Raw genomic sequence first — 23,455 nt, 5'->3', positions numbered from 1 at the left:
ACAAGCTTTTATGTAGGGTCCCGCGATGTTGGAAGGACGCATCCAAGAAGGCCTCACCTATGATGACATTTTAATTGTCCCTGCGCGTTCGCGAGTACTCCCAAAAGACGTTGATGTTTCTACACTTTTAGCACCACAATTCACCCTAAGCATTCCCCTTATTTCTGCGGCGATGGATACGGTTACCGAGTCAAAAGCTGCCATTACCATGGCGCAAGAAGGTGGCATTGGCATTATTCATAAAAACTGGAGCATCGAATCTCAAGCTGCAGAAGTGGCAAAAGTAAAACGCTTCGAAAGTGGCTTGGTTGATCATCCGGTAACGGTGGCGCCTGGACAAACGCTTGGCGAAGTAGAGGCTCTCTCGAAAAGTGAAGGTGTAAGCGGATTTCCCGTTACCGAAGGAAAAAAACTTGTCGGCATGCTTACTCGACGTGACTTTCAGTTTGAAACAGACACATCACGCCTTGTTTCGCAAATGATGACGCCAACGGAACGGCTTGTGACGGCGAAACCAGGTACTTCGCTGGAAGAAGCAAAAAAAATATTGCATCAGCATCGCATCGAAAAGCTTCCCATTGTAGATGCCAACTTTCACCTTCAAGGCCTCATTACCATTCGCGATATCAAGAAAGTGCAAGACTATCCCAAAGCTACAAAAGATGCCAATGGCAGACTTCGAGTTGGTGTTGCCGTTGGAGTGGGTGATAAAGAATTCGACCGAGCCAGCGCTTGTGTGCAGGCTGGTGTAGATCTAGTGGTTATTGATACAGCGCATGGTCATTCCGAAGGCGTCATTGAAATGACGAAAAGAATGCGTAAAGCTTTTCCCGATCTTATTATCGTGGCTGGAAACATTGCCACTGCTGACGCTGCCGAAGATCTCATTTCTGCAGGAGCAAGTATTTTGAAGGTTGGTGTTGGCCCAGGTTCTATCTGTACCACACGCATTATTTCTGGTTGCGGAGTTCCTCAAGTAACGGCACTTTCCGAAGTATTGAAAGTAGCCAAAAAGAAAAATGTTCCCGTTATTGCCGATGGCGGCGTGAAACACTCCGGCGATATGGTAAAAGCGTTGGCAGTAGGAGCAAGTGCGGTGATGGTGGGTTCGCTTTTTGCGGGAACGGAAGAGACGCCAGGAGAAGCCATCGTCTACCAAGGCCGAAGCTACAAGCTTTACCGCGGCATGGGTTCACTTGGTGCGATGCAACGTGGCAGCAAAGATCGCTATTTTCAGGGTGAAGTAAATGATGCAAAAAAACTGGTGCCGGAAGGAATTGAAGGGCGGGTTCCGTACCGAGGAAAACTAAGGGATGTCATTTATCAGCTCATCGGTGGTCTTCGCTCGGGCATGGGATATGCGGGTTCAAAAAATCTTCTTGCCCTTGCAAGTGAAACTCGATTTGTAAAAATTACTTCAGCAGGCCTCAAAGAATCTCATGTTCATGATGTTGTGGTAACAGAAGAAGCCCCTAATTATCGTGGAGCATAATTTCCATTTAGAAAGCTAAGGTTTTAGAAATGTCTACAGACAAAATTCTTATCCTAGATTTTGGTTCTCAATATACTCAACTTATCGCAAGACGCATTCGGGAAATGCATGTGTACTGCGAGATTCATCCTTGCACCTTACCCTTAAAAGAAGTGCAACAATTTGGGGCAAAAGCCATTATTCTTTCTGGCGGACCAGATTCTGTTTTGGATAAAAAATCACCAAAGCTTCATCCCGAAATTTTGCAAATGGGAATTCCTGTTTTGGGAATTTGCTATGGTATGCAAGCCATTACTCAAGTGCTTGGCGGAAAAGTTGAAGCTGCTGCTCATCGGGAATATGGTAAGGCTTATCTCAAGGATACTAAATCGACAGTACTTTTCAATCACCTCAAAACCTGGCCAATGCAAGTATGGATGAGTCACGGTGATCGTATAGCCAAGGTGCCACCTGGGTTTGATGTCATTGCCATTAGTGGAAATTCTCCATGTGCAGCATTTGCGAATGCAAGTTCAACTATCTTTGGATTGCAGTTTCATCCTGAAGTGGTTCACACGCTTGAGGGGAAAAAAATTTTAAAAGCTTTTCTTTTCGATGTCGCGAAATGTGAAGCTAATTGGAACATGCATTCCTTTATTGAAACTCAAATTGAAGTGCTCAGAAAACAAATTGGAAAAGAGAATGTCATCTGTGGTCTTTCCGGTGGTGTTGATTCTTCGGTTGCTGCTGTGCTGCTGCACAAGGCCATCGGCGATCAGCTCACGTGTATTTTTGTAGATAATGGTTTTTTGCGAAAAGATGAACGTCACTATGTAGAAAAAATCTTTCGAGATAATTTTCACATTCAACTTGATGTGGTTGACGCAAGCGATCGCTTTCTTAAAAAAATAAAAGGCATTAGTGACCCTGAAGAAAAAAGAAAAAAAGCGGGAAATCTTTTCATCGAAATTTTTGAAGAAGAAGCAAAGCGAGTTGGTAACGCAAAGTTTTTGGCTCAAGGAACCTTATATCCGGATGTGATTGAATCGGTTTCCTTCAAAGGTCCATCGGCTACAATCAAGACGCACCACAATGTTGGTGGCTTGCCCGAAAAAATGCATTTAAAACTTGTTGAGCCATTTCGTGAACTTTTTAAAGATGAAGTGAGGGCTGTTGGTGAAGAACTCAAACTTCCAGCAGAGATGATTCACCGTCATCCTTTTCCTGGGCCAGGTTTATTGATTCGTGTTTTAGGAGAAGTGACGAAGGAAAAGCTGGATATTTTGCGTGAAGCCGATGCCATTTTTATGGAAGAGTTAAAGAACTCTGGTTGGTATGAAAAAACGTGGCAGGCCTTTTGCGTTTTCTTGCCAGTGAAAGCCGTTGGAGTGATGGGAGATGAACGCACCTACGAAAACGTAATTGCACTTCGTGCGGTAAATAGCACCGATGCAATGACAGCCGATTGGTCGCATCTTCCGTATAACCTTTTGGGTACCGTTTCCAATCGCATTATCAATGAAGTGAAGGGTGTAAATAGGGTGGTGTACGATATATCTTCAAAGCCACCAGGAACCATAGAGTGGGAATGATTGCTGCGTAATAAACGCTAGGGCGTGTGTGGATAATGAGGATTTTGTCATTGCGAGTTTCGTGAAACGAAACGTGGCAATCTCCTCCGACAATTCAAAAATCGAGATCACCACGTCAGCTTCGCTTCCTCGTGATGACAGCACATTAATTATCCACGTATGCCAAAATTTTCTTACTATAAAAAGCTCACCAAAAAAGAAAAAGCCATCTACGATAAAAGCGATGCCATTGTCGTTGCGCGGGTGAAAGATCCTCAAGCCTTTCTTCCTTTTTTAAACAAGATCAAAATGGCATTGGCGCAAGAAGATGCATCTGCGGTTCAACGTGAATGTGCTGCGTGTCTCAAAGCCTTGTCAGCCGTGTTTTTCGTGTCAGTTCCAAAAATGAAAGTGCTTGCCGTGAGGCCTTCCAATTCACATGGTGAGCTGCATGGTTTGTATCAATTTGAAGGCGGTCCTCAACATGCAGTGATCACCTTATGGCTGAGAACCGTGAAACAAAAGAAAGTGGTTGCGTTCAAAACTTTTTTTAGAACCCTCATTCACGAATTTTTACATCACCTCGATTATACAGCCCTACAGCTTGAGGACTCTTTCCACACGCAAGGATTTTACAAACGAGAAAACAGTCTCACGAAACAACTTTTTTCTGTTTTAGAAGTGAAGTAAAAAAATAAAAAAAGCCCACTTTACAGTGGGCTTTTTGGAGTGCGAAGGAGGTCTTTTATTAACCACCAATCCAATAACAAATTTGTGCAGCCAAAAGAGCACCATAATTACCAACAGCATAACCAATTAAAGACATGAGGATGGAAACGGGCACGAGGCTTTCGTTATGGTAAGCTGCAACAATTGGTGCTGATGCAGCTCCACCAATGTTAGCTGCAGAAGCTATGGCTGCAGTGTGGACATCAACCTTCATAATTTTTGCACCAAGCAAACAGAATAAGCCATGGATGAAAATCCAAATGAAAGCACCAGCGATAAACCAAGGTGCTTGAGTGAGACCGCTTAAGTCAGCTCTTGCTCCCATCATAGAAACAAAAACGTAAATCAGAGCCATAGCAATAGCATGACTTCCCTGAAGTTTCTTTGCTGGAGAAAAAGAAAGCAAAAGAGCAAATGTAGTAATAAGCAGCATTCTCCACACAGCAGGTGAGAAAACGGGCTCAAGCACAGGAAACAAGGTTGAAAGAGTAGTAGCTGCCCAGGTAACGGCAAATCCGCAGAACAGCAGGCCAAGAACATGGGTCATTTCAACTGTTTTATCCTTTTGGACCATGTTTGAAGCAAGTTCGTGCATTTTCTCAGTGTATTCATCGCTTACTCCGGTGAAACGTTGGAAGAAACGATTCCAATTTTTTGAAGCGAGCATAATGGGAAGCCAAACTAAATAGACAAGGTTATCGGCCAAAACTGCAATACCAAAAAGATGCTCCGGTGTATTAAGAGCGCCGGCAACGGCAGCCATATTTCCGGTTCCGCCAATCCAGCTTCCAGCCAAGGTTCCAAAGGCCTTCCAAGCTTCTGGTTCAAGGAAATTTTTTACGATGGCGTAAGCACCAACGGCTCCAACTATAACGCCAAGCGTTCCAAACAGCATCACCACGGTTCCACGTTTCATCACCTTGACGCATTGACGAATATCAACATCAAGCAACATGAGGGTAATGAAAAGAGGGAGTAAGTAGGTTTTGAGCGTGTCATATACTGGTGCACTTTGAGGTATAAGGCCAGAGTTGCTGTAGAACACTGGAATCAAATAAATGAAGATAAGCGGTGGAAAAATTTTGAAAATACTTTTCATTTTGCCAGTTTTTTCCAAATAGAAAAAAAACAGACAGGTGGCGATGAGGATTGACAAAATCCCCTCAGGGCTTGTTACGAGTGTTGTTTCCATGGAATATACTCCTTGAAAAAGGTTGAAAGCATGGGTATTAAGCTACGAACTTTTACACAAAGCGGTTTTTTTGAGTAAAATCAACCTTTTTCTTATAATGTCTTTGGAGTTTTCTCATGCGGGGTTTTGTTCATCTTCACCTTCACACCAATTATAGCCTCTTAAGCGGTGCATGTTCCATTCAAAAGCTTGCAACAAGGGCGGCAGAGCTTGGTATGCCAGCTGTTGCCATTACTGACTATGGAAATATGTTTGCGGCCTACGAATTTTTTCAAACAATGATGAAGGCAGGAGTGAAGCCAATTATCGGCTGTGATATTTATTTTCTTCCAGAAGGAAAGCGAAAAGAGCGTGATCCTCGGTATGCAAAAAGTTTAACGCACTTAACGTTGTTAGCGAAAAATATAAATGGATATAAAAATTTATGCCGCATGGTCAGCAACAGTTATTTGGAAGGATTTTACTATAAACCTCGAGTAGATTTGGAATTGCTCACGGCTTACAGCGAAGACCTTATTGCTTTGTCAGGAGGCATGACAGGCCCGCTTGCGAAGCTTTTGCTTCAAGACAAAACTGAAGAAGCTCATCAACAAGCAGACGCGTTGCTCAAACTTTTTGACGGGCGTTTTTATGTTGAGCTGGTCAATCATTGTTTGCCAGAAGAAGAAAAGGTAACTGATTCGTTGTTGTATCTTGCCAAGCAAAAAGGCCTGCCACTTGTTGCTACGAATGATGTCCACTATTTGCATCAAGAAGATGCAGAATCATTTGATGTGCTGATGTGTATTAAAGATGGAAAAACCATTCATGATGATCGACGTCAAAAAATGCAAAATGATGAGTACTATTTCAAGTCACCACTTGAAATGGGAAAACTTTTTCAAGATCATCCTGAAGCACTGGACAACACGATTGTCATTACCGATTCCATCGATCTCGATCTGAACACCACAGAATATCACTTTCCTCATTTTGAACCGCCACAAGGGCAAAACTTGGAAGCCTTTCTTGAATCTGAATCCAGAAGGGGATTAGACGAAAAATTATCTCACCTCGAAGCAAAGGGTGAACTCAATGAAGAAAAAAGAAAAGTGTATCTCGATAGGCTTGAACGAGAACTTGGCATCATCAAACAAATGGGTTTTGCTGGTTACTTTCTTATCGTTGCTGATTTTATTTCTTTCGCACGCAAGAGTTCACTTCCTGTTGGTCCGGGAAGGGGCTCTGCTGCAGGCTCTCTTGTTGCCTATGTAATGGGGATTACCAATATCGATCCTCTTCTCCATGATTTACTTTTCGAGCGGTTTTTGAATCCCGAACGTATTAGCATGCCTGATGTTGATATCGATTTTTGTATGCGACGACGAGATGAAGTCATTGACTACGTTGCACAAAAATATGGAAACGTGGCGCAAATTATTACCTTCGGAAAAATGAAGGCAAAGGCAGGAATTCGAGATGTGGGGCGGGTTTTAGGTCTGCCTTACGCCGATGTAGATAGAATTGCAAAACTTGTTCCCGATACACTTGGCACCACGTTGCAAACTGCTTTGGAGCAAGAACCAAAGCTTGTAGATGCGATGAAGAAAGATCCGCAAATTGCGAAGCTGATAGAAATTGCAAAAAAGCTGGAAGGTTATCCGCGCCATGCTTCAACGCATGCAGCGGGAGTGGTGATTGGGGATAAAGAACTCACTGAATATCTCCCTCTTTCAAAAGGCCAAAATGATGAGGTGATTACACAGTTTGACATGAAAGCAGTTGAAAGTGTTGGTCTCATTAAGTTTGACTTTTTAGGATTGAAAACGCTTACAGTAATAGATGACACCCTCCAGCTTATTCAGAAGCATCGTGGCGAAACCCTCAATATAGATGACATTCCGCTTGATGATGAACTTGTGTATCAAAAACTTTCCGAGGGCGATACACTTGGCATCTTTCAGCTAGAGGGTCAGGGAATGACCGAGCTTATTCTAAAGCTAAAGCCTAGTAGTTTCGAAGATATTGTAGCTCTTGTAGCCCTTTTTAGACCCGGTCCACTTGGAAGTGGAATGGTGGATGATTTTATCGACCGCAAGCATGGCAGAAAAGCGATTGAATATTCGTTGCCACATCTTGCGCCCATTTTGAAAGATACGTACGGAGTTATTGTTTATCAAGAACAGGTAATGCGCATTGCATCTGAGCTTGCGGGCTTCTCTCTTGGCGATGCAGATTTGCTTCGTCGAGCAATGGGAAAGAAAAAACCAGAAGAAATGGAAAAGCAGCGCGAAAAGTTTTTAGAAGGTGCAAAGAAAAATGAAATCCCAGATGCAAAGGCTGAGTTTATTTTCGATCTTATGGCGAAGTTTGCTGAATACGGTTTTAACAAAAGTCACTCGGCAGCTTATGCCCTTGTTTCATATCAAACAGCCTACTTGAAATTTCACTATCCCACCGAATATATGGCCGCCATCATGACCTGCGATCAAGGAAGCACCGATAAAGTTCTTCCCTACATTGCTGACTGCAAAACGCATGCTATTCAAGTTCTGCCGCCAGATGTAAACGAAAGTGTAAAAGATTTTTCAGTTATTGAAGAAGGTATTATTCGTTTTGGTTTGGGCGCTGTAAAAAATGTAGGCGCAGCAGCTATCGAAAGTATTGTGCATGAACGTGAGAAAACAGAAGCCTATCGTTCGCTTCACGATTTTTGCCGACGCGTTGATACAAGAAAAGTGAACAAGCGTGTTTTAGAAAGTTTAATAAAATGTGGAGCTTTTGATTTTATAAAAACGACAAGGGCTTCGCTTTTTTCCGGACTTGATCACGCTTTAGAGATGGCGTTCTCGCATCAACGAGACAGGCTTTCAGGACAGGTAAGTTTTTTTGATACCTTCAACAGCTCCGACACTGAGTTTACAGAAGAAAAACTTCCAGAGCTTCCGGAATGGCAGGAAAAAGAACGGCTTTCTTACGAAAAAGAAACGTTGGGGCTTTATATTACTGGTCATCCTCTTCATCAATATGAACTGCTTTTAAAAACGTATGCCACGAGCAATACGCTATCTGTTCAAGAAGTGAAAAAAAATAAAGAAGTGAGAGTTGGCGGTCTCGTTTCAAGAATGAAAGAAATTATGACACGCAAAGGCGATCGCATGGCTTTTGTGACGCTTGAAGATTTGCAGGGAACAGTTGAGTTGGTTGTTTTTTCCGATCTCTATTCTGAAGCTTCCGATCTTATCAAATCCGATGAACCACTTTTTGTGACGGGGCTTGCAGAGTCTGATGGTGAAACAGTAAAAATAATCGCGAAAGACATTTGCTCTGTTGATGAAGTGGCGATTAACTTTACGAAGAGTGTCCATTTTTATTTGGATACGAAGCAAGTTCAAAGCAGTGATTTAGATGAATTAAAAAAAATGCTCACTCAGCATAAAGGGAGTTGCCCAAGTTTTCTGCATTTTCTTACAGATGGAAAAACAGAAACGGTTTTATCTCTTCCCCCGCAACTCTACGTCATGCCTTCACGAGAGCTGGCACATGATATTTCGCATCGCTTTGGTGAAGACGTGATGAAGTTTACGACTGTTTAGGAATTACTTACGATGATGTCTCATCTTAAAAGCGAAGTGATGAAAGAAAAGGCTCTTCTCATTGGTGTTGGAAAACCAAATATGAAAAGAGAGGACATGCTGTTTTCTCTTGAAGAACTTAAAAATCTTGTTTCCACAGCAGGTGGAGAAACAGTTTTTACCATTACCCAAGAACTGAAACAAATTCATCCCGCTACTTTTATTGGAAAAGGAAAAGTAGCAGAAGCCAAACACCTTTGCGAAGAACATCATCTTGACCTTGTGGTGATTGATGATGAGTTAAGCCCTGTGCAAAATCGTAACTTGGAAAATGAATTTGGCGTTCGTGTCTTAGACCGAACGGCAGTGATTCTCGATATTTTCGCCATGCGAGCACAAACAAAAGAAGGGCGCTTGCAAGTTGAGCTTGCGCAACTTGAATATTTAGCACCGCGTCTTGTGGGCAGTGGAAAAAATTTGTCGCAACAGGTGGGGAGAATTGGAACAAGAGGCCCAGGAGAAACAGCGCTAGAGCAAGATCGCCGACGCATTCGAGAAAGAATTACACAACTCAAGCGTGAAGTGAAGGAGGTGCGAAAACACCGAACACTTCATCGCAAAAGAAGAGATAAAGTTCCGCTTCCTCTCATTTCTCTTGTTGGGTATACCAATGCCGGAAAATCAACCCTCATGAAGTCGCTTACCAAGGCCGATGTGTTGGTTGAAGATAAACTTTTTGCAACCCTCGATCCTACCGTAAGAAAACTGAAACTTCCTTCAGGAAGAATTGTTTTACTTGCAGACACTGTAGGTTTCATCCACCGATTGCCGCATCAATTGGTGGACGCATTTCAAGCCACGTTTGAAGAAGTTCGAAATGCGCACTTGCTTTTGCACTTGGTTGATGTGTCACATCATCGGTATCAAGATCACATTGCAGTGGTGTCGAAGGTGCTTGAAGAGCTTCAGCTTTCAAAAAAACTTTTAGTTTTGGCCTACAACAAAGTGGATACGTTGGATGAGTTCCATTGTCCGCAAGATGTTGAATGTATTTCTGCTCTGGAAGGTACTGGCATAAGTCATCTTTTAGAAACGCTGGATAAAGCTTTGCGAAAAGAATTTCTTGCTACTTCACTTTTTATTCCCTACGAGAGAGGAGATATCCTCTCGCATCTTTACGAGCTAGCCTTTGTAAAAAAAGTTGAGCGCCTTGAAAAGGGGATAAAAGTTGAATGTGATCTTCAAGAAAAATTTTTAGGCAAGTACAAAGCATTTATCCAAGTCCAGCAGTAAAAACTAGGGCCCCTTGAGGCCGAAAAACGTTTATGAAACTTTTTTTACATTTCTTTTGTTTTATTGTTTTTCTTTTTTGCTCACCTCATACTCTTTTAGCACAACCTCAAGATGCCAATACCTTTTTCGTGGCGCAGATATTTGAACAACATAAACTTGCTTCACCTGGCCTTATTCAAAAAATATTTAAAGCCAACTTCGATGGAAACCTTTCACCAGTTTACAATGCCTGCGAGCAGGGAATAGCTGCGGCACTAAGTGAAGATAAAAAAAGAAGTTTCCCGCAAACTGTTTCCAAATCTGCGTTAGCGGCTGTCTATAAATACAAAAATGCACTTCAAAGATATGCGGAAGAAGTAGACGAAATGCCGCGTGAACTTTTGCTTTCATTTGCTTTTCCCCTAGCTCCAAACATGAACAGTCTCATCAGCTGCGAGGCAAAATTGAAGAAAAAAGAAAGGTCCAGAGACTTCAGAATCTCTGTTTATACCGAAGCAACATGCTTGCTTTCCACCACAAGTACTGCAATGGCAAAGAAAGAAAAAAGCCTTGCTCAGGCAGTTCATGTTTCAGAAGAAGAAGCCTTCCAGATTTCCTCTCGGAAGTCTTGCTTTGATGCTGTAAAGAGACTTGTCAAAATAAAGTGAGAGGTTATAATGCGCGCCATGAAACATAAATATACAATAGCTGATATGCTGACGCTTTCACGACTTGCGCTGGTTCCAGTTTTTGTTCTTTTGTTTTTTCTTTCCGAGCATCTTTATGCGGTTTTGTGTTTTGCCATCGCCGGGTTTACCGATCTGATTGATGGAACAGTAGCAAGACTTTTGAAACAACCTTCAAAACTTGGAGCTATTCTAGATCCTGTTGCGGATAAACTTTTAGTAGAATCGTGTTTTGTTTTGCTGACCATCGTTGGCATTTTGCCTTGGTGGTTTTTTGCCATCGCTTTTACGAGGGATTTTTTTATTTTATGTGGGATTTATTATCTTGAACGCAACAAAATTTCTTTTCGCTACGAACCCGTACTCACCAGTAAATTTGCAACGTTGTTTCAACTTTCAACGGCCGTGCTTGGACTTATTTTTTGGTGGAAGCCGTTTTTGCAATTAGGTTCGTCTGAATATGTTTTTGCTTTTCAGCTTTTCCTTTTTGTCTCCGCAGGTCTTATTGCCTTAAGTGCCTTGCAGTATTTCATCACGGGTTTAAAAATTTTGAAGCACAATGTAAAAAAGAAAAAAGAAATGTCGTAAATGTTTGGTGTTGGAGGCAAGGTGATAGACTGCAAAGATTTGGGTGTGCTTGAATACCAAAAGGCTTGGGATCTCCAAGAAGAATTACGCGCGCTTAGAATTTCCAACAAAATTCCCGATACTTTTCTTCTGGTTGAACATCCTCCCGTCTACACTATGGGCCGAAGAGATTCGGCTGAAGACTTTCTTTCCTCTGAAGATGAAATTCGTAGTGATGGCATCGACATCATCAAGTCAAATCGAGGTGGAAGAATTACCTATCACGGTCCACGGCAAATTGTGGGCTACTTTATTTTTTCCCTTCATTCTACCAAAAAGGGCGTTAAAGATTTTGTGTGCGCCGTTGAAGAAGTGTGTCTTCGAACACTGCAGCATTTTGGAGTGGAAGGCCGCAGAGATCCTGAATATCCGGGTCTCTGGATTGGGCAAAATAAAATCGCAGCTGTTGGTCTTAACTTTGTGCAAGGTGTCTCCCAGCACGGATTCTCATTTAACGTTGATCCAGATCTTTTGCATTATCGTCACATTGTTCCGTGCGGTATTGCGGAACGAGGAATTACTTCTTTAAAAATGCAGCTGAAAGAAAACACTCCAAGTGAAGAGGAAGTGAAAAAGGAAATCATAAAGCAAGTGAGGGCGGTGTTTACTGAAGAAGGAAAAAAGTGTCAGCACAAATAAAAAAAGCAGCACGAAGCTGCTTTTCTTTTGAAATGTTGAGTATTCTTAGAGTGAAACTGGAGTAAAAGTAAGCTCGCCAAGTTCGCCATCGTCACTTCCATTTGAGTTGTGCTCAAATTCAACGTAGGTAACGTTTTCCGCGTCGTCTTCTAATTTGCTAAGGTAAGCGCTGTATTCTTTTTCGGTAAGGGTAGTGTCGCGAAGTTGTCGCTCTACAAGTCTTCGGTCAAATTTCATGCTTTCAAGTTTCTTCAACATCTTTGTTTCTCCTTCGTGGATGGTGTGCCTTCTTAAGATTTGTGCCGAAAGCCTTACTTTTTAGAGGGGGCCTTTTCAATGTGCATGACCACTTTTCCACCTTTAAAAATGCGGACATCGCCAGAGGACTCGCTGATAGCAATGGCCACCGCATTCGTCAAGCTGGTAATTCCGGCAGCTGCCTGGTGTCTGCTGCCCAAACCTCGGGGCAAATTGGAATCGTCGATGGCGGCTCCTAGGTACCTTCCGGCGGTCAGCAAAGTGCCGTCATCACTGATGATAAAAGCGCCATCTAAGGCAGAAAACTCTCTAATGGTGTCTTTAAGCTGGTTTGAGAGGACATGTCTGTCTTCTTCGTCGTAGCCCTTGAAAGGGTTCATAATCATTTGCTTTGAAAACTGAAGCACCTTTTCATGATCTCCAATAACGAAGATAGTGCCCACCGGTTTTCCCTCACGGCCCTTATCAGCCAATTCGATGGCAAGGTTTAGGACTGCTTGAAACACTTCAGGATTTGCAGCGTGGCTAATTTTGGAAAAGTTTTTTCCAATGATAATTTCAGACTCTTTCGAAGTATCCACAATTTGAATCAGATCAAGTTTATTGTTTTCGGCTTGTCCAACGGCAAACACAATTTTCTCACCAGGCTCGATAAGCTCTTGCGACATGGCAAGTGTGGTGACAACTTTAATCAGTGAAAGCCTTGTGAGTGAAATTTTGGGAACGGTGATGGTTGCCTTTGCTTCAGAAAGGAAAAGATCATTTTCGGGACTTTCAAGTTTCTTCTTTTTGGAAATGAAAAACAGTTTAATTTTTTTCTTTAGAAATTTTTCATCATAAATCAGATCATCAAGGGGATCGGCATGGATAAATACTGCACTTGAATTGGTTTTACTTGCAATCGTGAAGGCTGCCTTGATAATGTATTTGTTCTCAGAATTCATGTAAACGAAAGCCCTCTGTAAATGGTTGATTTTTCTCATGTTAAAGCCAATACAGCGAGACTTCAAGTAAATTATAACATTGGAGAGCATTTCATGATGAAATCCCTGAAATATCTAGTGCTGCTGGTGGTTCTTTTCTCGTCTTATCTGGCTCGGGCGGCGCTTATTCCAGACTCGCCCTTTAACGCCTACCTCGATCAGTCACATCTGTATCTTGAGACCGGAAGCCAGTTTGAGGCGAACCTCGTTATCGATATGCCAGAAGATCATTATGTCTATGCCGATAAAACCGAAGTTTTTTTCGAAACCTTAGAAGGTGTTCAAATTGATGACATTGCTTATCCCACCGCAACATCACACGAAGATCCTTTTTTGGGAAAGCAATCTCTGGTGTATACGGGAAGAGCTGTCATTCGTATCACTGGCCACATTCCCGAAGACTTAGAAGTGGGAAAACGGGAACTTGTGATGGGGCTTGAGTTGCAGGGCTGTACTCCGCAATTGTGCTTGAGGCCAGAGTCGCGCAGTCTTTCCCTTTTCATCACTGTTTTGAATGCGCAAACTCGAGATTCATCACAAAGCCAAAACGAAATAAAACGCTCTGACGAAGCTCCAAGTTTTTGGAATCTCCTCGACGCAGAACGCTTCTCAACCCTCACTCAGCACGGAATGGGGCTAACGCTTTTAGTGGTTTTTTTAGCTGGTTTGCTCACCTCGCTTACACCCTGCGTCTGGCCATTAATTCCGGTAACACTTTTGGTGGTGGGTATTCACCCCGAATCAAGCTTGAAGCGCAATGCCTTGCTGTCCTTCAGTTTAGTGTGCGGTATGGTTTTGGTTTATGCAGTTTTAGGAATGATGGCAGCCTTGCTGGGAAAAAATTTGGGGTTTCTTTTTCAGAGCAGGTTTTTCTTGGCGTTGATTGTGATTGTGTTTCTCACGATGAGTCTTTCTATGTTGGGCTTGTTTCACCTCCGCTTACCCCAAAAACTCCATCACTTTTTACATCAACTTGGGGGAAGCGGTATTTGCGGTGCTTTCCTGGCAGGGCTTGGAACCGGTATTATAGCAACACCTTGTGTTGGGCCAGTTATTGCTGCCATTCTCACCTATGTGCTGTTGCAAAAAAGTTACCTCTTAGGTTTTGTCATGCTTGTCGTTTACGGTTTTGGAATGGGGCTTCTGTTTTTGCTTTTGGGTATTTTTTCGGCAAGTGTGAGCAATGCGCTTAAAAATGGACCTTGGATGGTGTGGGTGAAAAGGCTTCTGGGACTGATTTTGCTGTTGCCAGCATTGTACTATTTTGGAGTGCTTGTTGGTTATACTCCGAACCGTTTTTTTGGACAAACTCAAGTGCAAATGGTGCATTGGATTTCTTCAGAGCAAGAAGGTTTGCAATTAGCGCGCGACTTGCAAAAGCCCATTGTCATTGATTTCTACGCCGATTGGTGTCCTCCTTGTTTGGCATTGGAAAAAAAGTTTTTCTCACGTTCGGACATTGCAAGCTTAAGTGAAAAGTTTGTGATGATCCGCGTTGATGCCACCACTGAAACAGAAGAAGTGAAACGCGTGATCGATAAATATAAAGTAGTAGGATGGCCAACCGTTTTACTTCTTTCTCCAGATGGAACTGTCTACGAAGACCTTGTGGTAACCGCTTACGATCCAGACAGGCTCGAGAGAAATATGTATGAAGCGCTAAAACTTTTGCCGAAGTTGAATGAAGAAAATGAAAACGTTTTACCGTGATGAAAAGTTTTTATCCCTCCCCTTAGATTAAGGGGAGGTTAGGTGGGGTTATTGTTTTTTCACACTCGAAAATCATAACTCCCCCAGCCCCTCTTAATTTAAGAGGGGAGAATTGCCGTCACACTTTTCGATAGCGCTGATAATAAAAACTGCGGCCCATTTGCTTCCACTTTTCAAAGAAGAAAGTAGGAAAGGCGTGCTCTGCTTCTTGGACGATGCGCTCTTCGTAGTAAGTTTTAAATGCTGGAAGGGTGCTCACAAGTTTTGCAACTGATTTTGCATAGTCTTCGTAATCGGTAGCAAAAAAGAATTCTCCCTCTTTCTTCAACCGTTCAATGCAGCTCAATAAAAAATCTCTTTGCAACAGTCTATTGCTTCTGTGTTTTGTTTTTGGCCATGGATCAGGAAAGTTTACGTGTAATTCAGAAATAGATTCTAATGGAAAAAATGCGGGTAAGGCCTGTTTCGCATTTCCTTGCACAATCACAATATTATCAAGTTTTCGTTGCTGACTTCTTGTAATGAGTTTTGCGCTGCGTTTCCCTTTTATTTCAACTGCCACCACAATCGCATCAGGGTTGCTTTTGCTGAGATGCCACAAAAAATCACCACGTCCAGGTCCAATTTCAACAATCACTTTTTTGGAAGGTGAAATATCGAGGCCGGCAGGATAGCAGTAAAGCTGCTCTTTGCGTTCTTTGGAAGTTTTTTCGTGAAAGCGAGGGCAAATCATCTTGGCAGCGAAAACCAAGCTTTGCTGTTTTTGTCAAGGCTGATCTGTTTCGGAAAGTTCCAGAAACAGAAGTGTTCCTCCCACCACCATAGCAGGCATGAGGAAAAAATTGAGAAAAGGAATGAGCAGAAACGAGCCAAAACCCATAATGCTCCACTTGTGCTGAAGTGAAAAAGAGAGACGCTGTTTAAGAGGATACCCTTTTCGCGCCATGGGCAAATCGACATACGTAAACCCAAAATCAAATGACGAGAAAGCAGCGGTAATAAAGGGATAGAGAAGGGAACCCAATACTGGAATAAAAGCAATCAGCAGCAAAACCAGTGGAATAAGCAAAAAGATTACTGTTTTAATGTTTTCATTTTTGATGGCTCTTAGAGAGTCGATGGCGAGCCGTTCCCAAGAAAAGGGCGTTTCATTTTTTCCGCGTTCAATTTCTTCCACTTTTTCTGATAGAGCATCATTGAATGGTGATGAAAGAATAAGTCCAGCCATATAAAAAAACAAAAAGAGGAAAAGAATGCTCAAAAGCAAAATCAAAAGTTTTATGATTTGTTTTGCAAACCAAATGAGTGCCGACAGCAAATGTGCAAGCCAAGCGGTTTCGATGTTCACGTTGAATGAAGGCAAAAGGTCGATCAAAATATGATAAGCCGTGTTGAAAAAATCGGTGAAGTAGCTAATGAGCACACTCATGAGAGCAAGATTGATAAGCGTAGGAATAATGGCGTAGAGAAAAAGTTTTTTGTGCTTGGCAAAATAATGAAAACCTTTGAAAAAATAGGCCAATCCATCTCTAAATGATTTTATTGTTTTCATAGCGTTGTGATATAGTAGGCCTGTTCAAAGTTCAAGCACGATTCCCTTGGGGTGATGATGACGCAAAAGCAAGAACAACTTGTATTGAGCTTTGATCAGCTTTTGGATGATTTTGTGGATTACCTCAAGCTGGAGAAAAGATTTTCACAGAATACCATTCTTGCTTATTCAAAAGACATTGCTGATTTTATCACGGTGCTTTCTTCCTACAAACTTACTTCGCCAAAAGAAATTGGAAGCGAACATCTTTTGGCTTTTTTGCTGAGCTTGCATAAAAAAAATATTTCAGCCAGATCGCAAGCGCGCATTCTCTCGTCGCTGAAAAGTTTTTTTCAGTTTTTGCGCTATACTTCTGTTTTGCAACACGATCCCGCCCAGTTTTTGGAGTCGCCAAAACTTCTTTTTAAGATTCCAGAAATTTTGTCGCCAGATCTAGTCGATTCATTACTCAATGCTCCAGACACCAGATCCCACCTGGGTTTGCGGGATGCTGCACTTCTTCAGGTGTTCTACGCCAGTGGCATGCGTATTTCAGAAATGGTGAACCTTTCGCTGGAGCAAATTGATTTTCAGTCGGGATGGGCGAGGCCAACAGGAAAAGGCAACAAAGAGCGTTTTGTGCCTTTGGGTTCAGAGTCCATCAAAGCCCTGCAGGCCTATTTGGAAAAAGAGAGGCCACAACTCTTGAAGGGCAAAAGCACCAATGCGGTGTTTGTAGGAAGAGGCGGGAAAACCTTAACTCGTCAACGTTTGTGGATGTTGGTAAAAAAATATGCAAAGCTTGCGGGCATCACAAAACGCGTTACACCTCACATCTTGCGGCACTCGTTCGCAACACACATGATGGAAAACGGAGCCGACTTGCGCTCGCTCCAATTGCTCTTGGGCCACGCCGATATCGCTAGCACGCAAATCTACACTCACGTCTCCAAGAAACACATAAAAGCCCTCCACAAAAAATTCCATCCACGCGGGTGAGAAGGCCTTTCTCCCGCAGACGAGAAGCATTGACAAATCAAGTGCTTAACCGTAAACCCTGCAGCCTATGCACGATAGAATCATACAATTGTTCCTCTTTTATCCGCTTTTTTTGTTTTCGCTTTCTGTTCATGAAACGGCACATGCATGGATGTCCAATCGTTTTGGCGATAGTACGGCAAAAGACTTGGGCCGCGTTACGTTGAATCCGCTGCCGCACATGGATGTGATTGGAACTGCCTTCTTGCCCATTTTTGGGATTTTGACCGGTTTTCCGATTATCGGATGGGGAAAGCCTGTTCCGGTAAATGGAAATAGACTCAAAAATCCGCGTAAAGATCACTTGTGGATTGCAGCGGTTGGACCGCTTTCAAACATCGTTGTGGCAAGTGTTTGCGCAGCTTTGTCTTGGGCGCTTTTGGCCTTGATTCCGCAAGTTTTTTCAACGTTTCCTGAATCTGGCACAACTTCTTTTTCGGTTCTCATTGGCATTAAATCTATCTTAGAAATGGGAGTGATCATCAATCTCTTGTTTGCTGCCTTCAACATGCTGCCTTTCTTTCCCTTAGATGGCAGTGCTGTGCTAAGAGGCCTGCTTCCAGAACGCATGGTGCACGGCTTTGATCAGTTTTCACGATATGGAATGGTTATTTTGTTAGTCCTTTTTATTGCAGGTTTATTGCGCTATGTGCTGATTCCAGTTTTCGTGGTGGCGAAGTGGATGTTACCTTAAAAAAGAGATGGGAAGAGAATGAAGAAAAAACGACTTGTCAGTGGCATGCGGCCAACCGGAAAATTGCATTGGGGAAATTATTTTGGTGCACTTAAGAATTGGGTTGAGCTTCAAGAAAAATTTGACTGCTTCTTTTTTATCGCCGACTGGCATGCCCTTACTACAGCTTATGAAGATGTGAGTGACATTCAAAGCAATGTGAAAGAAGTGCTGAAAGACTGGCTGGCTGTGGGCATTGATCCCAAAAAATCTACTCTCTTTTTGCAATCGTTTGTAACAGCACATGCCGAGCTTCACCTTATCCTCTCTATGATTACGCCGCTTTCGTGGTTGCAACGTGTTCCATCCTACAAAGACATGAAGCTGCAAATGGAAGGCAAAGATTTGGATACCTACGGTTTCTTGGGCTATCCTGTTTTGCAAACGGCTGATGTGGCGCTTTATGGTGCGGCTTGTGTTCCGGTGGGTGAAGATCAGCTAGCGCATATTGAGTTGTCGCGAGAAATTATCAGGCGTTTTCACTTTGTCTTGAAGGCTGAAAATATTTTTGTGGAACCTGAAGCGTTGCTTACCAAAACTCCTCGAGTGCCTGGCATCGACGGCAGAAAGATGTCGAAAAGTTTTGGCAATGCCATCTACATTGCTGATGACGAAACAGAGATGAGTAAAAAAGTGATGGCCACCATCACAGACCCTGCACGGCAAAGACGCGCAGATCCTGGAGATCCGGACAAGTGCCGGCTCTATGATTATCATCGTCTTTTTACACCAGATGAAGAACGCGCCGAAGTAGATGCCGATTGCAGAAGTGCCAAAATTGGCTGTGTGGACTGCAAAAAGAAATGTATTGCCAATGCGCTGAAGTTCTGGAATCCCATACGGGAAGAGCGTAAAAAGTGGGACGGAAAAGAAGCAGAGTTGCTTCAAATGCTTAGCGCTGGCTCAAAGCAGGCAAGTGAAAGCGCAGAAGCCACATTAGAAAAAGTGAAAGAAAAGGTGGGACTTCACTACACCTAGTGTTAAGAGGAAACTATGGAAGCTACTCAATTTGCTCAAGATTACCGCGTCAATTTAGATGCTTTCGAAGGTCCGCTGGATATCTTGCTTCACCTCATCAAAAAAAATGACATCGATGTCTACAACATTCCCATCACCTTCGTACTTGAAGAGTATATGAAGTACATCGAAGAGATTAAAGACATCGATATTGATTTTGCGGGTGAGTTTTTGCTGATGGCTTCTGAACTGGCGCACATCAAATCGCGCTTGTTGCTTCCCATTGAAGAGCAGGGTGTGCTTGAAGATGAAGGCAATGATCCACGCGCAAGTCTTGTGGAACGTTTGCTGGAGTATCAAAAATATAAAGAAGCTGGCAATCAGCTGGAAGGCCGCGCCCAGCTTGGTCGCGATGTTTTTCTTCCGCAAAGTCCTGAAAGAGTGAAGCCCACGCATGATGGTCCACTCGAAGTTGATATTTACGAATTGCTTGAGGCGTTTGGAAAACTTATTGCGCGTGTCCCCGAGAAAAAATTTCACGGCGTTGGACTCGATCGCATTAGCGTCAATGCTCGCATTTATCAGCTGATGGATCGCATTCAAAAAGATGCCACCACCACTATGGAAGAAATTTTAACCGATGTGTTTGATGTGTACGATGTCATCATTACTTTTTTATCGTTGTTGGAAATGTGCCGTCTTAAAATGATTAAGCTCTACCAAATTGAACGCGGCGGCACTATTTACCTTCGTGGTTCAGTTGAAAAAATTTCTGAAGAAGAGCGAATGAAAATTCAAGTTGATGAATATGGTTCCGTAAAAAGTGAGGAAAGCTAAATGGAAAAGCAAGAACTCTGTTCTCTGATTGAGGCCTATATTTTTGTTTCCGAAGAACCTTTAAGCGACAGACGCCTTGCCGATCTTTTGGAAGATCAAGGTGTTTCAAGAGATGAAGTGAAAGAAGTGTTGGATGAGCTTGAGCAAAGTTACAATGAAAATCCAGCGCGAGGGATTCAGTTCAAAAAAATTGCAGGTGGATACCAGTTTCGTTCAAAAGAAAAATGTGCCGATGCCTTGAAGCGTTTAAATCTTCCAAAGCCAACAAGGCTTTCACCAGCTGCCTTGGAAACCCTTGCTATCATTGCTTATCAGCAGCCTTGTATTCGTTCAGAAATTGAAGATGTGCGCGGAGTTGATTCTGGCGGTGTCATCAAAACTTTACTTGAAAAAGACTTGGTGAAAATTGTGGGTAAGCGCGACGAAGCGGGTCAGCCGTTGTTGTATGGAACCACTAAAACATTTTTGGAATTATTTGATCTTTCCGATTTAAAAGCCTTGCCAAGTCTTTCTGAAATTCAAGAAATAATGCAGAAGAAACAAGTGCTCACCGAAGAAGGCACCGGACGGCAAATGGAGCTGCTATCAGGTGATGGTGACGATGATGAAGAGCAAACCGAAGTGATTGAGCAAGGTGAAGAAGAAACCGAAGTGATTTCGCAATTAGAAATAAGTGAAGAAGAAGATGAAGAAGCCATTGCAGATCTTGATTATACGTTAAAATCTGTGCGCTTACTCGAAAAAGACATTTTTACACATCCCGTAGTAAAGGAACAATTCAAGGATGTTAAACTCGATGACGAGGGGGAAGAAAAAAGTGGAAAACAAAGTCATGAAGAACAGAGTTTATCAGCCCAAGAAGAAGAGTACTCCGTCGCATCAGAAGCGGAATCAACACATTCCCATGCCGAAGATGAATCTGCCGCAAACGATGAGACTGAACCGTCTGATAGCTCTTACCACTGAGTTGTCGCGCAGAGCAGCTGATGAAGCCATTGAAAAAGGCCGCGTTATTTTAAACGGTGCCGTCATTACCAAATTGGCAACTCAAGTTGATCCCAGCAAAGATCACGTAAAACTCGACGGCAGAAATTTAACGTTGCCTAAGCGGTTTACCTACGTTGCTTTTTACAAACCACCACTTTGTCTGGTGACAAAATCAGATCCAAAAGGAAGAAATACTATTTGGGATCATCTTTCTAAATTTAAAAACTCGCTCAATTCTGTGGGCAGGTTAGATTTCGAAACTGAAGGCTTGTTGTTGCTTTCGGATGATGGTGATTTTATCCAACACCTCACGCATCCAAAGCATGAGTTCTGGAAAACCTATCAAATCAAAGTCTCGGGAAAGCCTAGCAGACATACATTAGATGAGTTGCGCCAAGGTGTTGAGCTTGAAGATGGAAAAACTCTACCGGCAAAAGTTTCGTCAGTACGAGAAGGGGAAGAACATTCTTGGATTGAAGTTTCTATTCGAGAAGGAAAAAACCGTCAGCTTCGCTGCATGTGCGATGCCGTTGGCCATCCGGTGATTCGTCTTCGCCGCATTGCAGTGGGCTCACTCAAAATTGGACGCCTCAAAAAAGGCGCTTGGCGTTTTTTGAATGCTAAAGAAATCGCGTCACTTAAAAATATGTTGTGATTTTCCTCCTCTCCTAACGTGCTGTCATTCTGAGCGTATGCGAAGAATCTATGTCATTTTAAGGAGATCCTTCGTTTCACTCAGGATGACAATCATGGACAACGAAATGAAAAAAACCGAACACAAAACATCCTAAAGGTGAAACATGATTCAATTCGACATCAAGAATATTTTTGCAGAACACGTGGGCGAAGCGCATGGGATCAGCCAAGCTGAATGGCAAGTAAGTGAAGTGGAACTTTCCAAAGCGCAACAACAATTACAAGTCTGGGAAAAAAGTGGAGAGGCTTCTTTTCTTCGCGCGCCTCATGAACGTGATGAACTGGCCGAAATAAAACGTATTGCAACAAAAGTACGAGAAAAATTCAGCACGCTTGTAGTTCTTGGTATTGGCGGATCAGCGCTTGGTACAAAATGTTTGCTTTCAGCATTAACTGATAACGATGCTTTGTTTTCATCTGTATCAACTCGTGTTGTGGTGTGCGATAACATTGATCCATCTACTTTTTATCCTTTGCTGCATAAACTCGATCTCAAGAAAACGTGTTTTTATGTGGTTTCAAAATCAGGTGGAACTACTGAAACCATTTCGCAATTACTTTTGGTAATGCAACAGTTGCAAACGAAACTTCCAGCAGAATGGAAAGAACATGTGCTGCTCTGCACCGATGCAAGGCAAGGAAAATTGCGTGCATTTGCAGATGAACATCAGCTTCGTTCGTTTGTTGTGCCCAGCCAATTGGGGGGAAGATTTTCCGTGCTCTCGCCGGTGGGGCTTCTCCCCGCTGCAGTTGCGGGTGTTGACATTGATGCGTTGCTTGACGGAGCAGATTATGCGCAGCAAGAGTATGCGTACGATGCGTGTAACGTAGCGCGCATTCATTTTTTGCTGAATACCAAAAAACAAAAACACATTTCAGTTTTATTTCCGTATACCGATAAGCTTTCGTTGTTTGCAGATTGGTATATTCAACTGTGGGCAGAAAGTTTGGGCAAAGAAGGGAAAGGGCAAACTCCACTCAAAGCCTTAGGTGCTACCGACCAGCATTCGCAATTGCAATTGTTTATGGAGGGGCCAAACGACAAAGTGTTTACGTTTTTCAAGCTTGAACAGTTTGCAGTGGAAGAAACACAAATAAAAAACATCTCACCATTTTCACTTCCTCTTGAAGGAAAAAAGCTTTCAGAAATTCTTCATGCCCAGCAAATGGCGGTAGCAGAGGCTTTGCGAAAAGTTGACCGCCCTAATATATGTGTGAAGCTGGCAAGGCTAGATGCCAAAAGCCTTGGCGGACTGTTTATGGTGTATGAAATGGCCACGGCACTTTCGGGTGCTCTTCATGACATCAATCCCTTCAACCAGCCTGGAGTAGAACTCGCAAAAAAACTCACGGAGGAGTATCTCCAGAGCAAATAAGCGCTCTTCTTTTTTTTCAATGCTGACTTTAGTCCCCACCTTTTCTAGCGGGAGTGCATTCTTTCCCCTAAGCCTAGCCCCCTGATTTTTATACGGTTTTACCATTAAGTTATCAAAATGATAAATTTGTAATCATTAATTCCTCAAATGTGAAACAAAAAGATCAAAATAAGAAAAGACATGTTCATTTTGGAGCTTGGATGAAGTATACTTTCCTGAGTCATTTCAGAACTTTTGAGAAAAGTAGGGGGATGGAAAGTTCATGAGAAAATGCCACTCAAATTTTTTACAGAGACACCCTTCGTCTTTTCAGATGCTAAAGAGAAAATTGCTTACACTCTCATTTGGTTTTATTGTGGTATTTTGTCTTTCGTCTTCTGCTTTGGCTGATAGCATTAGTTGGGATGGAGGTGCGGGAAATGGTTTGTGGGAATCTGCGACAAACTGGAGTGGAGATGCTGTTCCAACTTCTAGCGATGACGTTACCATTAACAATACTACGGTTACACTTAGGGCGTGTTAACACTATTTAAGACCCTCCACGATAAGCACGAAAAGAATAAAGCCAATGAACATGATGTCGAGCTTTTCAAAGCGACTGAAGATAC

Annotated in this window: 23 protein-coding genes; 17 read left to right on the top strand and 6 right to left on the bottom strand. The window is 42.7% G+C overall.

Translation table 11 applies throughout. The annotated features are described in order from the left end of the window. Positions 1-25: 25 nt before the first annotated feature. The 3 genes from COV43_01590 to COV43_01580 all read left to right on the top strand — a co-directional run bounded on the left by COV43_01590 (position 26) and on the right by COV43_01580 (position 3,732). Complete coding sequence (locus tag COV43_01590) at positions 26-1,492, top strand: IMP dehydrogenase (GenBank protein PIR26442.1); 1,467 nt, start codon at positions 26-28, stop codon at positions 1,490-1,492. Positions 1,493-1,521: 29 nt separating this feature from the next. Next, on the top strand, positions 1,522-3,063 hold the full coding sequence (locus COV43_01585; protein PIR26441.1) for a glutamine-hydrolyzing GMP synthase: 1,542 nt from the start codon (positions 1,522-1,524) through the stop codon (positions 3,061-3,063). 159 nt (positions 3,064-3,222) lie between these two features. Continuing rightward, complete coding sequence (locus tag COV43_01580) at positions 3,223-3,732, top strand: hypothetical protein (protein PIR26440.1); 510 nt, start codon at positions 3,223-3,225, stop codon at positions 3,730-3,732. Positions 3,733-3,790: 58 nt separating this feature from the next. Here COV43_01580 and COV43_01575 read toward each other — a convergent pair whose 3' ends face one another. After that, entirely contained in the window at positions 3,791-4,963 is a 1,173-nt protein-coding gene (locus tag COV43_01575; GenBank protein ID PIR26439.1) for a hypothetical protein, read from the bottom strand. A gap of 116 nt (positions 4,964-5,079) precedes the next feature. Between COV43_01575 and COV43_01570 the strand changes: the two genes are divergently transcribed. Genes COV43_01570 through COV43_01550 form a run of 5 tightly spaced genes read left to right on the top strand, consistent with a single transcriptional unit; the run spans position 5,080 to position 11,741 of the window. Further along, positions 5,080-8,538 (top strand): DNA polymerase III subunit alpha, encoded by a 3,459-nt coding sequence (locus COV43_01570; protein ID PIR26438.1) that lies wholly within the window; start codon positions 5,080-5,082, stop codon positions 8,536-8,538. A gap of 12 nt (positions 8,539-8,550) precedes the next feature. Continuing rightward, positions 8,551-9,810 (top strand): GTPase HflX, encoded by a 1,260-nt coding sequence (hflX, locus tag COV43_01565; protein PIR26437.1) that lies wholly within the window; start codon positions 8,551-8,553, stop codon positions 9,808-9,810. Between the two features lie 32 nt (positions 9,811-9,842). Then, entirely contained in the window at positions 9,843-10,457 is a 615-nt protein-coding gene (locus COV43_01560; protein ID PIR26436.1) for a hypothetical protein, read from the top strand. A 9-nt stretch (positions 10,458-10,466) separates the two neighbouring features. Beyond that, positions 10,467-11,063 carry a hypothetical protein gene (locus COV43_01555; GenBank protein ID PIR26435.1) on the top strand — a complete coding sequence of 199 codons (597 nt, stop codon included), beginning with the start codon at positions 10,467-10,469 and terminating at the stop codon, positions 11,061-11,063. Continuing rightward, positions 11,064-11,741: an octanoyltransferase gene (locus COV43_01550; GenBank protein PIR26434.1), complete on the top strand. Its 678-nt coding sequence runs from the start codon at positions 11,064-11,066 to the stop codon at positions 11,739-11,741. Between the two features lie 45 nt (positions 11,742-11,786). On the opposite strand, the gene COV43_01545 is transcribed toward COV43_01550, so the two are convergent. After that, positions 11,787-11,999, bottom strand: coding sequence for a hypothetical protein (locus COV43_01545; protein ID PIR26433.1), 213 nt, complete (start codon positions 11,997-11,999; stop codon positions 11,787-11,789). A gap of 53 nt (positions 12,000-12,052) precedes the next feature. Further along, positions 12,053-13,033 (bottom strand): hypothetical protein, encoded by a 981-nt coding sequence (locus COV43_01540; GenBank protein PIR26432.1) that lies wholly within the window; start codon positions 13,031-13,033, stop codon positions 12,053-12,055. On the opposite strand from COV43_01540, the gene COV43_01535 reads away from it, so the two are divergent. Then, positions 12,965-14,692, top strand: coding sequence for a hypothetical protein (locus COV43_01535; protein ID PIR26431.1), 1,728 nt, complete (start codon positions 12,965-12,967; stop codon positions 14,690-14,692). The two genes, COV43_01540 and COV43_01535, sit on opposite strands and share 69 nt — an antisense overlap. Before the next feature lie 118 nt (positions 14,693-14,810). Here the strand turns inward: COV43_01535 and trmB are convergent, their stop codons facing one another. Then, positions 14,811-15,425 carry a tRNA (guanosine(46)-N7)-methyltransferase TrmB gene (gene trmB / locus COV43_01530; GenBank protein ID PIR26430.1) on the bottom strand — a complete coding sequence of 205 codons (615 nt, stop codon included), beginning with the start codon at positions 15,423-15,425 and terminating at the stop codon, positions 14,811-14,813. 33 nt (positions 15,426-15,458) lie between these two features. After that, positions 15,459-16,244, bottom strand: coding sequence for a hypothetical protein (locus tag COV43_01525; GenBank protein PIR26429.1), 786 nt, complete (start codon positions 16,242-16,244; stop codon positions 15,459-15,461). Between the two features lie 54 nt (positions 16,245-16,298). On the opposite strand from COV43_01525, the gene COV43_01520 reads away from it, so the two are divergent. The 8 genes from COV43_01520 (at position 16,299) to COV43_01485 (ending at position 23,370) form a co-directional block, all read left to right on the top strand. Beyond that, complete coding sequence (locus COV43_01520; GenBank protein ID PIR26428.1) at positions 16,299-17,222, top strand: site-specific tyrosine recombinase XerD; 924 nt, start codon at positions 16,299-16,301, stop codon at positions 17,220-17,222. Positions 17,223-17,289: 67 nt separating this feature from the next. Further along, positions 17,290-17,955 (top strand): site-2 protease family protein, encoded by a 666-nt coding sequence (locus COV43_01515; GenBank protein PIR26427.1) that lies wholly within the window; start codon positions 17,290-17,292, stop codon positions 17,953-17,955. Positions 17,956-17,973: 18 nt separating this feature from the next. Next, on the top strand, positions 17,974-18,972 hold the full coding sequence (trpS, locus tag COV43_01510) for a tryptophan--tRNA ligase (protein ID PIR26426.1): 999 nt from the start codon (positions 17,974-17,976) through the stop codon (positions 18,970-18,972). Positions 18,973-18,987: 15 nt separating this feature from the next. Continuing rightward, a complete protein-coding gene (locus COV43_01505; GenBank protein PIR26425.1) occupies positions 18,988-19,788 on the top strand; it encodes a segregation/condensation protein A in 801 nt (266 codons plus the stop codon). Continuing rightward, a complete protein-coding gene (scpB, locus tag COV43_01500; protein PIR26424.1) occupies positions 19,789-20,754 on the top strand; it encodes an SMC-Scp complex subunit ScpB in 966 nt (321 codons plus the stop codon). Next, on the top strand, positions 20,573-21,430 hold the full coding sequence (locus COV43_01495; protein PIR26423.1) for a pseudouridine synthase: 858 nt from the start codon (positions 20,573-20,575) through the stop codon (positions 21,428-21,430). The genes scpB and COV43_01495 overlap by 182 nt, the downstream gene beginning before the upstream one ends. A 145-nt stretch (positions 21,431-21,575) precedes the next feature. Then, on the top strand, positions 21,576-22,847 hold the full coding sequence (locus COV43_01490; GenBank protein PIR26422.1) for a glucose-6-phosphate isomerase: 1,272 nt from the start codon (positions 21,576-21,578) through the stop codon (positions 22,845-22,847). A 262-nt stretch (positions 22,848-23,109) separates the two neighbouring features. Beyond that, positions 23,110-23,370 carry a hypothetical protein gene (locus COV43_01485; protein ID PIR26421.1) on the top strand — a complete coding sequence of 87 codons (261 nt, stop codon included), beginning with the start codon at positions 23,110-23,112 and terminating at the stop codon, positions 23,368-23,370. A gap of 2 nt (positions 23,371-23,372) precedes the next feature. Here the strand turns inward: COV43_01485 and COV43_01480 are convergent. Beyond that, positions 23,373-23,455, bottom strand: an 83-nt coding sequence (locus COV43_01480) for an IS5/IS1182 family transposase (protein PIR26420.1), incomplete at its 5' end; no start/stop codon positions are given.

Source organism: Deltaproteobacteria bacterium CG11_big_fil_rev_8_21_14_0_20_42_23 (genome assembly GCA_002796345.1).
Taxonomy (GTDB): Bacteria; UBA10199; UBA10199; order 2-02-FULL-44-16; family 2-02-FULL-44-16; genus 1-14-0-20-42-23.
The sequence above is the reverse complement of the archived record's forward strand: the minus strand, read 5'-3'. Positions and strand labels throughout refer to the sequence as shown.

Bases quoted from the DNA above. Each gene is read 5' to 3' on its own strand.
- COV43_01485 (PIR26421.1), top strand. From the start codon at position 23,110: ATGAGAAAATGCCACTCAAATTTTTTACAGAGACACCCTTCGTCTTTT.
- COV43_01495 (PIR26423.1), top strand. From the start codon at position 20,573: ATGTTAAACTCGATGACGAGGGGGAAGAAAAAAGTGGAAAACAAAGTC.
- COV43_01590 (PIR26442.1), top strand. From the start codon at position 26: ATGTTGGAAGGACGCATCCAAGAAGGCCTCACCTATGATGACATTTTA.
- COV43_01555 (PIR26435.1), top strand. From the start codon at position 10,467: ATGCGCGCCATGAAACATAAATATACAATAGCTGATATGCTGACGCTT.
- COV43_01550 (PIR26434.1), top strand. From the start codon at position 11,064: ATGTTTGGTGTTGGAGGCAAGGTGATAGACTGCAAAGATTTGGGTGTG.
- COV43_01525 (PIR26429.1), bottom strand. From the start codon at position 16,244: ATGAAAACAATAAAATCATTTAGAGATGGATTGGCCTATTTTTTCAAA.
- COV43_01490 (PIR26422.1), top strand. From the start codon at position 21,576: ATGATTCAATTCGACATCAAGAATATTTTTGCAGAACACGTGGGCGAA.
- COV43_01535 (PIR26431.1), top strand. From the start codon at position 12,965: ATGGTTGATTTTTCTCATGTTAAAGCCAATACAGCGAGACTTCAAGTA.
- COV43_01560 (PIR26436.1), top strand. From the start codon at position 9,843: ATGAAACTTTTTTTACATTTCTTTTGTTTTATTGTTTTTCTTTTTTGC.
- hflX (PIR26437.1), top strand. From the start codon at position 8,551: ATGATGTCTCATCTTAAAAGCGAAGTGATGAAAGAAAAGGCTCTTCTC.
- COV43_01545 (PIR26433.1), bottom strand. From the start codon at position 11,999: ATGTTGAAGAAACTTGAAAGCATGAAATTTGACCGAAGACTTGTAGAG.
- scpB (PIR26424.1), top strand. From the start codon at position 19,789: ATGGAAAAGCAAGAACTCTGTTCTCTGATTGAGGCCTATATTTTTGTT.
- COV43_01580 (PIR26440.1), top strand. From the start codon at position 3,223: ATGCCAAAATTTTCTTACTATAAAAAGCTCACCAAAAAAGAAAAAGCC.
- COV43_01585 (PIR26441.1), top strand. From the start codon at position 1,522: ATGTCTACAGACAAAATTCTTATCCTAGATTTTGGTTCTCAATATACT.
- COV43_01575 (PIR26439.1), bottom strand. From the start codon at position 4,963: ATGGAAACAACACTCGTAACAAGCCCTGAGGGGATTTTGTCAATCCTC.
- trmB (PIR26430.1), bottom strand. From the start codon at position 15,425: ATGATTTGCCCTCGCTTTCACGAAAAAACTTCCAAAGAACGCAAAGAG.
- COV43_01540 (PIR26432.1), bottom strand. From the start codon at position 13,033: ATGCTCTCCAATGTTATAATTTACTTGAAGTCTCGCTGTATTGGCTTT.
- COV43_01570 (PIR26438.1), top strand. From the start codon at position 5,080: ATGCGGGGTTTTGTTCATCTTCACCTTCACACCAATTATAGCCTCTTA.
- COV43_01515 (PIR26427.1), top strand. From the start codon at position 17,290: ATGCACGATAGAATCATACAATTGTTCCTCTTTTATCCGCTTTTTTTG.
- trpS (PIR26426.1), top strand. From the start codon at position 17,974: ATGAAGAAAAAACGACTTGTCAGTGGCATGCGGCCAACCGGAAAATTG.
- COV43_01520 (PIR26428.1), top strand. From the start codon at position 16,299: ATGATGACGCAAAAGCAAGAACAACTTGTATTGAGCTTTGATCAGCTT.
- COV43_01505 (PIR26425.1), top strand. From the start codon at position 18,988: ATGGAAGCTACTCAATTTGCTCAAGATTACCGCGTCAATTTAGATGCT.